Origin of the sequence: Mycobacterium sp. (genome assembly GCF_049608025.1) — a bacterium.
In the GTDB taxonomy this organism is placed as follows: domain Bacteria; phylum Actinomycetota; class Actinomycetes; order Mycobacteriales; family Mycobacteriaceae; genus Mycobacterium.
The window spans coordinates 37,806-51,647 of sequence record NZ_JBMYXC010000011.1; the positions used below are offsets into that span (position 1 = coordinate 37,806).

Sequence of the window (13,842 nt, forward strand, 5' to 3'; positions counted from 1 at the left end):
TGGAGGGACTCCATGCGGATTACCCACGTAAGTGCCAGCAATTGGCGAAATTTCAAGTCGCTTGATTTTCCGATTCGCGACCGCCTCTTCATCGTCGGCCCGAACGCCGCGGGCAAATCTAATCTTCTCGACCTGTTCCGCTTCCTGTCGGACATTGCCGCTCCGGGTGGCGGCCTTGCTTCCGCGATGGAAAGCCGCGGTGGAATCAGCAGAGTTCGCAGCCTCTTTGCGCGTAACTGGCGCAAGGGCAAGCTCATCATCGACATTCGCATGACCGACGGGGACGACAGCTGGAGCTACCGCCTTTCGATCAAAGGTGAGGGGAAAGGCCGCAATCGTCCCCTCGTGGATGAGGAAATTGTCGAGCTGAACGGCGAAGTACTCGTCAACCGCCCTACCCAACAGGACCGGGATGACACCGAGCGCCTCACGCAAACCCAGCTTGAACAGATATCCGCCAACCGAGAATTCAGATCAATCGCAGAGTATTTCAACAAGATTCGCTATTTCCACCTCGTCCCGCAGGTGATCCGTGATCCTTCGCGCGCAGGTCTTTCCGCCGGCGACCCCTTCGGCGGCGATTTCATTGCCCAAATCAACGGCGTGCCACCACGTACCCGGACGGCGTGGCTTCGGCGGATGGAAACCGCGCTCCGGGCCGCTATCCCCGAGTTCGAATCCCTCGCGATCGACATCGACGATGCAGGACGTCCACACCTGACCGCTGGATATCGCAACTGGCGACAAGCATCGACCCGCCAGGACGAGTCGGCATTCTCGGACGGGACGCTACGCCTCATCGGACTGCTGTGGGCGATCGTCAGCACTCCGGCCAACGGCGGGATACTGCTCTTGGAGGAGCCCGAGCTGTCACTGAACTCAGCGATCGTGCGGACCTTGCCGACAGTGCTTGCGATGGCTCAACGAGACAAAGAGCTCCAGGTGCTGCTCTCAACCCACGCTCCAGATCTGCTCGACGATGAAGGCGTGCTCGCCGATGAAGTATTGGTCCTGCGGGTTACTGGTGACGGTACCGAAGCAAACCTGCTCAGCCAGATTCCCAACGTGTTCGGTGAGATCGAGGCCAGATTGCCGACATCAGACATCGTGCAAAGCCTGGTTTCACCACCCGACCTTGCCGGCCTTCGTAGTGTCGGAGCAACCCGCTCGAAATGATCAACGCGGTAGTTGAAGGCCAGTCAGATACCGGCGTCGCCGATGCTCTTATCCGCGCTGCGAATCGTGAAGTTGGCCGAATCATCGTCAAGGGCGGCAAGTCGAAGCTTGATCCGCTTATTGTGAATTTTCACGCTGCGTCCGCTCAAGGAACCTGGCTGGTAATACGAGACTCTGACGCCGAATGTCCGTTGATCCTGCATGCGCGACTGACTGCTGGGATCATTAACACCCACCGATCATTTCTGCTGCGCATCGCTCACCCGATGGCCGAGGGGTGGTTGCTTGCCGACACAGCCGGATTCGCAGGGTACTTCGGAGTGAAATTGGCACAGGTGCCCCGCGATCCCGAATCCCTCACCAATGCGAAGGATACCGTCTTGCGGCTTTGTTCATCATCGCGATCACGTGACATCCGCCGGGATATGGTTGTGGGCAGCAAGACCGGTCCACTCTACGTGCACCACGTTAACGAATTCGCGGCGAAACACTGGAACGTAGAGACGGCTGCACAGAACAGCGACAGCCTTCGTCGGGCCCTCGGACGGATCCGTCAACTGCCGCTCACGGGAGACACACGTGGGTAACTTCGACTTCCTCAAAGCCGTTGACTGGCAGCACAGTTACGCCGATTGCGCGCGCGCGGAGAGCTATGCCCTCAGTGACCCCCGCTCGGCCTGCTTCCACAGCCGCCGCGCCGTCGAGCAGCTCGTCGACTTCCTCTATGACGTTCTGGCGCTGCCGATCCCGTACAAGACCGACCTTGCCGCCAAGATCAACGACACCGAGTTCCAATCCAAGGTCGGTTTGGGAATCGTCAACAAGCTCAACCTGATTCGCAAACTGGGCAACACGGCAGTCCACCACACGAAGCGGATCCCGCCGCGGGTGGCGCTGGATGCGCTACGGGAACTACACCACGTGACGCTCTGGGCGGCATTCCGCTACTCGACGCATCCGGAGTCCGTACCGATGAAGTCGGTATTCGACCCGGCGCTGGCGGCCAAGGCCGCGCCGCTGTCCCGCGATGAAATCGGCAAACTCGCAGCGAAGTTCAAGGCCCAGGACGACGCGCGCGCTAGGGCCCTGAGCGAGAAGGATGAGCTGGCCGCGGCCAAGGACGCCGAGATCGCGGCGCTGCGCAAAAAGATCAAGGCCGTCCAGGCCGCCAACTCCGCCATCGATGACCGCGACTACTCCGAGGCCGACACCCGCGACCACTACATCGACGTACTACTGGGCGAGGCCGGCTGGCCGCTGGTCGAGGCCAAGGATCGCGAGTACGAGGTCACCGGCATGCCGAACGCCAGCGGGATCGGCTACGTCGACTATGTCCTGTGGGGCGAGGACGGCCTGCCGCTGGCCGTCGTCGAGGCCAAGCGCACCACCGTCAACCCGCATCAAGGTCAACAGCAGGCGAAGCTGTACGCCGACGCGCTGGAGACGATGACGGGCCGGCGCCCAATCATCCTCTACACCAATGGCTATGAGCACTGGCTCTGGGATGACACCGCGGGCTACCCGCCGCGGCAGGTGCAGGGCTTCTTCACCGCCGACGAGCTGGAACTGATGATCGCACGCCGCGACAGCCGCAAGCCACTGGCCGACGCGCCCATCGACTCGGCGATCGTCGAGCGGCACTACCAGATCCACGCGATCCGCCGCATCGGCGAGGAGTTCACCGGCAAGAAGCGCGAGGCCCTGCTGGTCATGGCGACCGGTTCCGGGAAGACTCGCACCGTCATCGCGCTGGTCAAACAACTCATGGAAGCCGGCTGGGTTAAGCGGGTGCTGTTCCTGGCTGACCGCACAGCGCTGGTCACCCAGGCCGCCAACGCCTTCAAGGCACACCTGCCCAATGCCACCACGGTGAACCTGGTCACCGAAAAGGTCAGCGACGGAAGAGTATACGTCAGCACCTACCCGACGATGATGAACCTGATCAACAGCACCGACGACGTCCGGCGCGTCTTCGGGCCGGGCTACTTCGACCTGGTGGTGATCGACGAAGCGCACCGCTCGGTATACCAGAAATACCGGGCCATCTTCGAATGGTTCGACTCGCTGCTGGTCGGGCTCACCGCCACCCCGAAGGACGAGGTGGACCACAACACATACCGGTTGTTCCACCTCGAAGACGGGGTACCCACCGACGCCTATGGCCTCGACGACGCTGTCAACGAGGGCTTTCTCGTGCCCGCCGTGGGTATTTCGGTGGGCACCAAGTTCCTGCACCAAGGAATCCGTTACGACGACCTGTCCGAACAGGAGAAGGACGACTGGGACACCCTGGACTGGGGCGAGGATGCCGACACCCCCGATGCGGTGTCGGCCGAGGCGGTCAACCGGTTCCTGTTCAACGCCGACACCGTCGACAAGGTGCTCGCCGAACTGATGGCCCAGGGCCACAAGGTTGCCGGCGGGGACCGGCTGGGCAAGACCATCATCTTCGCGAAGAACCGAGATCACGCCCAGTTCATCGCACAGCGATTCGATCTTCAATACCCCGAGCATGCCGGGCAATTCGCGCGCGTCATCACCCACGGTATGAGTTACGCGCAAAGCCTGATCGACGACTTCACTGTCCCCGGCAAGGCGCCACATATCGCGATATCGGTGGACATGCTCGACACCGGCATCGACGTCCCCGACGTCGTCAACCTAGTGTTCTTCAAACTGGTGCGCTCCAAGAGCAAGTTCTGGCAGATGATCGGCCGCGGCACCCGACTGCGCCCCGACCTGTTCGGCCCCGGCCAGGATAAGAAGAACTTCTACGTCTTCGACTTCTGCGATAACTTCGCCTACTTCAGCCAGAATCTGCCTGGATCCGAAGGCTCCGTGCAGAAATCGCTGAACCAAAGACTCTTTGAAACACGGCTGGGCTTGATCACCACCCTGGACTCCGCAGCCCCGCCGAAGGACGCCGACCCGCTGAAAGGGCATGGCACCGAATCCGAACGGGGCCTGCGCGTCGACGTCGCCTGGAGCCTGCACAAGATCGTCGTCGGCATGAACCGAGATAACTTCCTGGTCCGTCCACACCGTCGCCTCGTCGAGCAGTATGCCCAATGGCCCGCCTGGTCAACGCTGACTATCGAGGCTGCCGGTAACGTCGCGCAGAACCTCGCCGCGCTGCCATCCACCCAACTCGACAACGACGAACACGCCAAACGGTTCGATCTGCTGATCCTTCGACGCCAGCTCGCCCAGCTCGAAGGCGACGCGGTGGCCGCCGAACGCCTTCGCGAGACGGTGCAGAACATCGCGTCGGGACTCTTGACCAAGACCACCATTCCGTCGGTGGCCGCGGCGCAGGGATTGCTCGACGATGTCGCCGACGACCAATGGTGGGCCGAGGTCACCCTACCCATGCTTGAGCTGGCGCGGCTACGACTACGGGCGCTGCTGCAATTTCTGGACACCCCAGACAAGGTGGCCGTCTACACCGACTTCGAGGACGAGCTCTCCCAGTCCACCCTGGTCGAACTGCCCAGCATCACCCCCGGCACCAACTGGGAACGCTTCCGCGCCAAGGCCACCGCGTACCTCAAGCAGCACGGGGACCACATCGCACTGCAGCGACTGCGACGCAACAAACCGCTTACTGCCGCTGACCTCGCCTCGTTGGAACAGATGTTGGTCGACAGTGGAATCGGTGCGGCCGCTGATATCGCGCTGGCCACGGAGCAGTCACATGGGCTGGGGTTGTTCGTACGGTCGTTGATTGGGCTGGACCGCGAGGCTGCCGTGGAAGCCTTCGGCGCCTATCTGGATGACACGCGGTTCTCGGCGGATCAGATTCGATTCATCGGGCTGATCGTCAACGAACTGACCGTCAACGGAAACGTCGAGCCCGCGCGGTTGTACGAGTCGCCGTATGTCGACCACGCACTTGCAGGCCCCGATACGGTCTTTCCGGAGCCCGACGTCGACAACATCGTCACCATTCTCAATACCGTGCGGACCAATGCGGCACCGGATGACGAGTCGGCGCTGGCCTGACCGGTGTCGACAAGCCCGTTCACACCTCGCACGAAAACAGCCCCCGGCGAATCGACCGGGGGCTGTTTTACCTAGTAGCGGGGACAGGATTCGAACCTGCGACCTCTGGGTTATGAGCCCAGCGAGCTACCGAGCTGCTCCACCCCGCGATGGTGAACCCTAGGTTACCGGGGCCATCGCGGAGCCGCCAAATCGCCTGTTCAGGCGCGCTCGCGGCCCGCGAGCGCGCACATTTGCACGCGATATACGGCGTGCCGACGTACAGACACGCGCGCTCGCCGAGAAGGTGAGCACGCTCGCCGAGAAGGGGTGAGCTACTCGGCCGACTTGTACTTGCTTATCGAGTCGTCGAGGCGTTGCAGCGCTTCGCCGTACTCGGCGAAGTCACCACTGCTCTGGGCCTGTTGCAGCGCATCGAGTGCCGCGTTGACATCCTGCAGCGCAGCGGCTTTCGCCCCCGACAGCTGCGTCGGGCCCGCGGGCGGAACCGCCGCAGGCACCTCGGGCTTCGCCTCCGGGTTCTCGCCGGGCCGGCTCGCCGGTGGCGCCGCAGCAGACTGCGGGGCGGCAGGCGGTCGCGCCGCCGGCTGCTGACCTTCGGGGGCGTCGGTCGGCGCAGGCCCGGTGGCGGTGGCGTCGGCTCCAGCACCGAACAGGTCCGTCAATGCGTCCCGCACGGTAGGTCCATAGCCGATCTTGTCTCTGTACTGCATGGCGACCCGGATCAGTCGTGGGTACGTCGATGCTGCGTCGCTGGTGCCCGGCGAGGCGTAGACGGGGGCCACATAGAGCAAACCCCCCTCGGCGATCGGCAGCGTGAGCAGGTTGCCCCACGTGATCCGGTTCTGGCCGTCCCGGCCGATCACGCCGAGGTCCTGGCTGACCGCGGTGTCGGTGCTGATCGCGTTGAATGCAAGCTTGGGGCCGTTGACCTGACCTGGAATCGTCAGAACCGTCAACTTGCCATAGGTTTCGGGGTCAGAGCTCGCGCTGATGAAGGCTGCCAAGAAATCACGCTTGAACCGGTTCATCGCACTGGTCAGCTGGAACGACGCCGCACCGTTTTGCTTGGCGAGGTCCTTGGCGACGATGTAGTACGGCGGCTGATAGCTGCTGGCCGTCGGGTTCGGGTCTTGTGGGACGTCCCAGAAATCCGACGTGGAGAAGAACGTCACCGGATCGTCCACGTGGTACTTGGCCAGCAACGCGCGCTGCACCTTGAACAAATCCTCCGGGTAACGCAAATGGTCCTGCAACTCAGGGGTGATGTCGCTCTTGGGCTGCACGGTGCCGGGGAATACCTTCATCCACGCCTGCAGAACTGGATCCTGCTCATCCTGTGCGTAGAGCGTGACGGTGCCGTCGTAGGCATCGACGGTGGCCTTGACCGAGTTACGGATGTAGGACACCTGCTTGTCGGGCTGTAGTCGGTTCAGCGCCACCTCGTTGGAGTCGGTGGTCGCCGCCGACAGCGACGTCAGCTGTGAGTACGGGTATCTGTCCAGCGTGGTGTAACCGTCGACGATCCACACCATCTTCTCGTTGACGATCGCCGGATACACGGCGGCGTCGGTGGTCAGCCACGGCGCCACCGCCTTCACCCGATCGGCCGGGTCTCGGTTGATCAGGATCTTGCTGTTCTCACCGATCACGTTGGAGAACAGGAAGTTCCGTTCGGCGAAGTTGGCAGCGAACAGGCTGCGGGCAAACCAGCTCCCGACGGACACGCCACCGCTGCCGGTGTAGGTGTAGTTGCTGGTGTCGACGTTGTTCTCGTAGTCATATTCGCGCGGCGGCCCGTTTTCGCCGACGATCGCGTAGTCGGCCGGCGTGTTGGCGATCACCGGGCCGAAATAGATGCGCGGCTGGGCCAAGGGTGCCGGTCCCGGTGAGTCCACTTCGCCATTGGGGCCCACCACGCTGGCCAGGAACTCCGGATATCCGCCGTTCTGGTTGGGGTCGTTGGCCACCCCGCGCACCGTGTTGGCCGGCGAGGCGATGAAACCGTTGCCGTGGGTGAAGACGGTGTGACGGTTGATCCAGTCCCGCTGGTTGTCGATCAACCGGTCGGGGTTGAGCTCACGCGCTGCCACCACGTAGTCCCGCAGTTCACCGTCCTTGTCGCGATATCGGTCCATGTTCAGCCGGTCGGGGAAGTAATAGAAGTTCTTGCCCTGCTGGAACTGGGTGAACGCGGGGCTGACGATGTTCGGGTCGAGAACCCGGATGTTGGACGTGGTCGCCCGGTCCGCGGCAACCTGCTGCGCGGTCGCAGGAGCGTCACCCGGGTAATCGCGGTAGGTCACGATGTCGTCGGTGAGCCCGTACGCCTGCCGGGTCGCGGTGATACTCCGGCTGATGTACTCACTTTCCTTCTGTGCGGCGTTGGGTCGGACGCTGATCTGCTCGACCACCAGCGGCCAACCCGCCCCGACGACCAGCGAAGACAGCAGCAGCAGCACCACGCCGATGGCGGGAATTCGCAAGTCGCGCAGGAAAATCGCGGAGAAGACCGCAGCCGCGCAGATGAGCGCGATGGCCAGCAGAATGAGCTTCGCGGGCAGCACGGCGTTGATGTCGGTATAGCCGGCACCGGTGAACGGCTTGCCGCCCCGGGTGTGGCTGAGCAGCTCGTAGCGGTCCAGCCAGTAGGCGACCGCCTTCAGCAATATCAGGGTCCCCAGCAGGCTGATCAGCTGGATCCGCGCCGCGCGGCTCAACGCGCCGGTGCGCCCGGCCAGCCGGATTCCGCCGAACAGATAGTGGCTCAACAGGTTCGCGACAAAGGCCAAGAAGGTGGCGACGAAGAGATAAGAGAGCACCATCCGGTAGAACGGCAGGTCGAAGGCGTAGAAGCCGAGGTCGATACCGAACTGTGGATCGACAATGCCAAAGCTGCCGCCGTGCAGGAACAGCTGTACGGTCGCCCAGTAGCTTTGCCCCACGAAGCCGGCCAGAACACCGATGAACGCCGGCACCCCGATACCCACCAGTCGCAGCCGGGACATCACCGCGGTGCGGTAGCGAGCGACCGGATCGTCAGGTCCGGCGGTGGGCACGAACACCGGACGAGTGCGGTACGCGAGCGCCAACGCGGCGAAGACGATGCCACCTATCAGGATCGCCACGACGAAGAAGAGGACGACTCGCGTCACCAACTGCGTGGTGAAGACCGAGCGATAGCCCAGTTCGCCGAACCACAGCCAATCGACGTAGGTGTCGATGAAGCGGGGACCGAGCAACAACACGAACACCGCGGCCAGAGATAGCCCTATGAAAACCCGGTTTCGTCGCGTCAGCTTCGGCATCTTCGCCGCGGGCCGCATTCCCACTCGATCACTCCAGTCTAGAACGTTCTCAACAGATATTTCCGGCGCAGACTACCGCGCTACCGCGATGGCTCAGCACTCACTGTACGCACCCGCCCGACGGCCCCTGCTCAGCAGCGGGGAGGTTCGCCACCAGCAGAAAGCGTGCGCAGCGAGTCGATCGTCTGTTCCAGGGTTTCCGCCTTGAGCAAATCGACGCCCTCCACGTCGGCGGCCCTGGCCTCGTCGCAGTTCTCGGCCGGGACCAGAAAGACCGTGGCCCCCGCGTCGCCGGCAGCCGCGATCTTGTGGGTGATGCCGCCGATCGAGCCGACCTCGCCGTCGCCGGTGATGGTGCCGCTCCCGGCGACGAACTTCGACCCGTTGAGGTCGCCGGTGGTCAGTTTGTCCACGACGGCCAGGCTGAACATCAGACCCGCAGACGGGCCGCCAACGTTGGCCAGGTTGAAGTCGATGGTGAACGGCGCCCACGGCGCGTCGAGCACACCGACCCCCATGAGCCCGCGGTCGCCGTCAGGGTGTTCGCCAAGAGTGATGTCGACGGTTCCATCCGGGCCGTTCTTGCGCCGGTAGCCGACGGCGATGGTGTCGCCGGGTTTGGTGTCCTTGAGGATCTCCTGGAATTCCTCGAGGTCGGCCACTTTCACGCCATTCACCGCGGCGATGGCGTCGCCGGGCTGCAGCTTGTCGTTGGACGGCCCGTCCTCGTCGACGGTTTCCGCGGTGACGGCCATCGGGTACTTCATGTAGTAGAGCGCGGCGTACTCGGCACTGAACTCCGACTGCCGGAAGTCTTTGGTGTTCGCCTCGTCGATCTCTTCTTTCGACCTGTCCGGCGGGTACACCAGATCGCGCGGGACCAACTGGTCACGACCCGAGGCCCAGAACACCAGCGCCTGCCCGAGACTGAGGCCGTCGCGCTGCGACACCGTCGTCATGTTGAGGTGCCCGCTGGTGGGGTGGAGTTCTGCGCCCTCGATATCGACGACCTGCTTGCCGTCGATCTCACCGAGTGTGTCGAATGTCGGGCCGGGCCCCAGCGCTACGTAGGGCACCGTCACCGTCGTCAACAGCATTCCAAAGATCAGGATCGGCACCAACGCGACGATGAGAGTGGATATCCGCCTGTTCACGCCGCCAACAGTAGAGGTTCGCGCGACGAGGTTCACTGACAGCGTGACCCGCATCGCCGCACGAAGGCGGCGCGTTGAGTACGGTTGGGGACATGGCTGACCCGCCCTTCGGCTTCTCCGCCGGGGATGACCCCGAGCGTGACAAGCACAAGAAGGACCCCGGCTCTGGTGGTGATCCCTTCGGGGGAGCGTTCCCAGGCGGCGGCGATTTCGACATGTCGCAACTGGGTCAGATCTTCAGCAAGCTCGGCGAGATGTTCAGCGGCGCGGGCAGCGGGATGCCCGGGGGCGCGGGGTCCGGACCGGTCAACTACGACCTGGCCCGCCAACTTGCGTCGAAATCCATCGGTTTCGTGGCGCCGGTGCCGGAGCAGACGAGCACCGCCATCTCCGACGCGGTCCGGCTGGCCGAGACGTGGCTGGACGGGGCGACACCACTGCCGGCCGGTACCACCAGGGCGGTGGCGTGGACACCGACCGATTGGATCGACAACACGCTGGACACCTGGAAGCGGCTCTGCGACCCGGTCGCCCAGCAGATCGCGTCGGTATGGGCCTCGGCGCTGCCCGAGGAAGCCAAGTCCATGGCAGGCCCGCTGCTGACGATGATGTCTCAAATGGGCGGCATGGCGTTCGGCTCACAGCTGGGCCAGGCGCTGGGCAAGCTGTCTCAAGAAGTGTTGACCTCCACCGACATCGGGCTGCCACTGGGACCCAAGGGTGTCGCGGCGTTGATGCCTGACGCGGTCGAGGCGCTCGCTGAGGGCCTCGAACAGCCACGCAGCGAGATCGTCACGTTCCTGGCCGCCCGAGAAGCTGCCCACCATCGCCTGTTCAGCCACGTGCCCTGGCTTTCCACCCAGGTGCTCGCGACCGTCGAGGCGTTCGCCCAGGGCACCAAGATCGATATGAGCGGAATCGAGGAGTTCGCACGCGGATTCAACCCCGCCTCCCTGACCGACCCGTCCGAGATGGAGCAGCTGCTCAACCAGGGCATCTTCGAACCGAAGGCCACCCCGGAGCAGACCGCCGCGCTCGACCGGCTGGAAACCCTGCTGGCCCTCATCGAGGGCTGGGTGCAAACCGTGGTCGCCGACGCTCTCGGGGACCGGATTCCCGGCACCCAGGCACTCAGCGAGACTCTGCGCCGGCGGCGAGGCACCGGCGGACCCGCCGAGCAGACGTTCGCCACGTTGGTGGGGCTGGAACTGCGGCCGCGCAAGATGAGGGAGGCCGCGGCACTGTGGGAGAAACTGACCCAGGCCGTCGGTGCTGATGCCCGCGATGCCGTCTGGCAGCACCCGGACCTGCTGCCCAGCGCGTCGGATCTGGACGAGCCCGCCGGATTCATCGACCGGATGGTCGGCGGAGATACCAGTGGCATGGACAGCGCCATCGAGCAGGCGCTGAACGAGGCGCGCGACCTCGAGCACGGCGACGACGGGACCGACGCCCCTCAACAGTGACCGGCACGCCGGCCCAACCCCTGTGGATAACTCGTCTCGGGGTAGTTGTCACGTGACACTGTCGTCTCATGACGCGTTACGCGCTCAACCCGAGGACGCCGGTGCTGTCCCGGCCCGACAACACCGTCCAGGTCGGCTGGGATCCGCGCCGGGCGGTCGTCGTGCAGCCGCCGCCCGGGCTCTCCACGCCCGTCCTGGCTGAGTTGTTACGCGCGCTGCAGTCTGCTGCGACGATCGCCGAGCTGGAGTCGCTGGCCGCCGATCACGGTGCCGACACGTCCGTGGTCGCGGCGTTGGTCACCCACCTGGCCGAGGCCGGTGTCGTCACGGTGACCGCACCCCGCCGCACCCGCTCCGCCGCAATCCGCGTGCACGGCAGCGGCCCGCTATCGGACCTGCTCATCGCCTCGCTGCGCTGCTCAGGCGTGCGCATCAGTCAGAGCAGCAGAAGCGACGCGGGCACCGGCGGTGCGGACCTCGCGGTGCTGACCGACTATCTGGTCGCCGACCCGCGGGTGGTGCGCGATCTGCACGACGCCGCAGTGCCACATCTACCGGTGCGGGTTCGGGACGGCACCGGCCTGGTCGGTCCGCTGGTGATCCCCGGCGTTACGAGTTGTCTGCGCTGCGCAGACCTGCATCGCAGCGATCGTGACGCCGCCTGGCCGGCGGTTGCGGCGCAGCTGTGCCGGACTGTGGGCACTGCCGACCGGGCGACCGTTCTGGCAACCGCCGCACTGGCGCTCAACGAGGTCGACCAAGTCATCCGCGCGGTTAGCGGTGGCGCAGGCCCCCGAGTCGACCCCGGCCCTGCCGCAACCCCCGGGCTCAGCGCCGGCGAAACCCCCGGCCCTGCCGCAACCCCCGGCTGGAAGACGGCAATGGCGCCGCCTGCCACCCTCGACACGACGCTGGAATTCGACGTCACCCGGGGCGCGATCGCGGCCCGCAGATGGTCGCGGCATCCAAGATGTATGTGTTGACATCGCACGTTTGCAACTACCGGGTAGAAGTCCGCGTCGGTGGTGGATGATGGAGACGTGAGTGAGATCAAGCGGGGACGTGCCGCGCGCAATGCAAAGCTGGCGTCGCTGCCCGTGGGCATGGCCGGGCGTGCCGCGCTCGGCTTCGGGAAGCGTCTTACCGGGAAGCCCAAAGACGAGGTCAACGCCGAGCTGATGGACCGGGCGGCCCAGCAGCTGTTCACCGTGCTGGGCGAGCTCAAAGGCGGCGCGATGAAGGTCGGCCAGGCTCTCTCGGTCATGGAGGCCGCCATCCCCGAGCAGTACGGCAAGCCTTACCGGGAGGCGCTGACCAAGCTGCAGCGCGAGGCCCCTCCGCTTCCCGCGGCCAAGGTGCACCGCGTGCTCGACGGGCAATTGGGCACTAGGTGGCGCGAGCGTTTCCAATCGTTCGACGACACCTCGATCGCCTCGGCAAGCATCGGACAGGTCCACAAGGCGGTCTGGGGCGACGGCCGCGCGGTCGCGGTGAAGATTCAGTATCCCGGCGCCGACGAGGCATTGCGCGCGGACCTCAAGACCATGCAGCGGATGGTCGGTGTGCTCAAGCAGATCTCCCCGGGCGCTGACGTGCAGGGTGTCGTCGACGAGTTGATCGAGCGCACCGAGATGGAACTCGACTACCGTCTCGAAGCCGACAATCAGCGCGCCTTCGCCAAGGCGTACGACGGTGACCCTGATTTCGTGGTGCCCCACGTGGTGGCCAGCGCCCCCAAGGTCGTCATCCAAGAGTGGATCGACGGCGTTCCGCTGTCGCACATCATCCGCGACGGCACCCAGGAACAGCGCGACTTGATGGCCACCCGTCTGTTCGAGTTCTGCAACAACTCACCCCAGCGGCTGGAAATGGTCCACGGCGACGCCCATCCCGGCAACTTCATGCTGCTGCCCGGAGACCGAATGGGGATCATCGATTTCGGCGCGGTGGCGCCGATGCCCGGCGGTTGGCCCGTCGAGCTGGGCCAGATGCTGCGCTATGGAGTCGACAAGAACTACGACAAGCTACTGCCCACCATGGAAAAAATGGGTTTCATCCAGAAGGGTCAGCAGGTCTCCACCGACGACATCGACGACATGCTCAAGCAGTACGTCGACCCTCTGCAGGTTCCGGTGTTCCACTACACGCGTTCGTGGCTGCAGAAGATGACCACCCTGGAACTCGACAAGGCGGCCGGCCAGATCAAAGCCGCCCGGCAGATGGACATCCCGCCGAGACTGGCGATCCCGATGCGAGTGATCGCTTCGATCGTCGCGATTTCCTGCCAGCTCGACGCGAATGTCCCGACTCGCCGCATCGCCGACGAGATGGTGCCTGGGTTCGCCGACCCCGACGGGGCCTGACACGTCGGGGCCGACCGAAATTCATGCGGCCACAGTCTCTTTCGCTCCTTGGGCACCATCACCGTCTTCGCGCACGGCATCTTTGCGCGGCCGGCCCCGCGGGCGTTTGCGGGCGACGACGGCCCCTCGGACAAGGATCTCGCCGCCCCACACCCCCCATGGCTCCTGACGTTCCAGCGCGGCATTGAGGCACTCGCGCCGGATCGGGCAGTACCCACACATCGCCTTGGCCTGTTCGAGAGCACCCGGATCCTCGGCAAACCACAGATCCGGATCCTCGACATGACAGGGCACCGCCAGTGTCGTTCTCTCTGTCATCACCGGAGACATGTCCAGTCCTCAGCTTCCTGGTCGTTGTTGTCGGCGGGCATCT

The 13,842-nt window shown here is 64.4% G+C and carries 9 protein-coding genes and 1 tRNA gene; 6 read left to right on the plus strand and 4 right to left on the minus strand.

Annotated elements, in window-relative coordinates:
* Positions 1–12 precede the first annotated feature (12 nt).
* Genes ACPGXI_RS06020 through ACPGXI_RS06030 form a run of 3 tightly spaced genes read left to right on the plus strand, consistent with a single transcriptional unit; the run spans position 13 to position 5,178 of the window.
* Positions 13–1,176 (plus strand): AAA family ATPase, encoded by a 1,164-nt coding sequence (locus ACPGXI_RS06020; RefSeq protein WP_526650829.1) that lies wholly within the window; start codon positions 13–15, stop codon positions 1,174–1,176.
* Positions 1,173–1,763 (plus strand): hypothetical protein, encoded by a 591-nt coding sequence (locus ACPGXI_RS06025; RefSeq protein ID WP_526650831.1) that lies wholly within the window; start codon positions 1,173–1,175, stop codon positions 1,761–1,763. The genes ACPGXI_RS06020 and ACPGXI_RS06025 overlap by 4 nt, the downstream gene beginning before the upstream one ends.
* Positions 1,756–5,178: a type I restriction endonuclease subunit R gene (locus tag ACPGXI_RS06030; RefSeq protein ID WP_526650833.1), complete on the plus strand. Its 3,423-nt coding sequence runs from the start codon at positions 1,756–1,758 to the stop codon at positions 5,176–5,178. Before ACPGXI_RS06025 ends, ACPGXI_RS06030 begins: the two co-directional genes overlap by 8 nt.
* Positions 5,179–5,253: 75 nt before the next feature.
* Here ACPGXI_RS06030 and ACPGXI_RS06035 read toward each other — a convergent pair.
* The 3 genes from ACPGXI_RS06035 to ACPGXI_RS06045 all read right to left on the minus strand — a co-directional run bounded on the left by ACPGXI_RS06035 (position 5,254) and on the right by ACPGXI_RS06045 (position 9,640).
* Positions 5,254–5,327 (minus strand) — tRNA-Met (locus tag ACPGXI_RS06035).
* Between the two features lie 165 nt (positions 5,328–5,492).
* A complete protein-coding gene (locus ACPGXI_RS06040; protein WP_526650835.1) occupies positions 5,493–8,510 on the minus strand; it encodes a UPF0182 family membrane protein in 3,018 nt (1,005 codons plus the stop codon).
* Positions 8,511–8,617: 107 nt separating this feature from the next.
* Positions 8,618–9,640 (minus strand): YlbL family protein, encoded by a 1,023-nt coding sequence (locus tag ACPGXI_RS06045; RefSeq protein WP_526650837.1) that lies wholly within the window; start codon positions 9,638–9,640, stop codon positions 8,618–8,620.
* A 92-nt stretch (positions 9,641–9,732) separates the two neighbouring features.
* Between ACPGXI_RS06045 and ACPGXI_RS06050 the strand changes: the two genes are divergently transcribed.
* The 3 genes from ACPGXI_RS06050 (at position 9,733) to ACPGXI_RS06060 (ending at position 13,469) form a co-directional block, all read left to right on the plus strand.
* The gene (locus tag ACPGXI_RS06050) at positions 9,733–11,106 is read left to right on the plus strand and encodes a zinc-dependent metalloprotease (protein WP_526650839.1); all 1,374 of its coding nucleotides are present in this window, start codon (positions 9,733–9,735) and stop codon (positions 11,104–11,106) included.
* Between the two features lie 68 nt (positions 11,107–11,174).
* Complete coding sequence (locus ACPGXI_RS06055) at positions 11,175–12,089, plus strand: cyclodehydratase (protein ID WP_526650841.1); 915 nt, start codon at positions 11,175–11,177, stop codon at positions 12,087–12,089.
* 42 nt (positions 12,090–12,131) lie between these two features.
* Positions 12,132–13,469 carry a macrolide-binding ATPase MABP-1 gene (locus ACPGXI_RS06060; RefSeq protein ID WP_526650926.1) on the plus strand — a complete coding sequence of 446 codons (1,338 nt, stop codon included), beginning with the start codon at positions 12,132–12,134 and terminating at the stop codon, positions 13,467–13,469.
* 21 nt (positions 13,470–13,490) lie between these two features.
* On the opposite strand, the gene ACPGXI_RS06065 is transcribed toward ACPGXI_RS06060, so the two are convergent.
* Positions 13,491–13,787 (minus strand): WhiB family transcriptional regulator, encoded by a 297-nt coding sequence (locus tag ACPGXI_RS06065; protein WP_526650843.1) that lies wholly within the window; start codon positions 13,785–13,787, stop codon positions 13,491–13,493.
* Positions 13,788–13,842 lie beyond the last annotated feature (55 nt).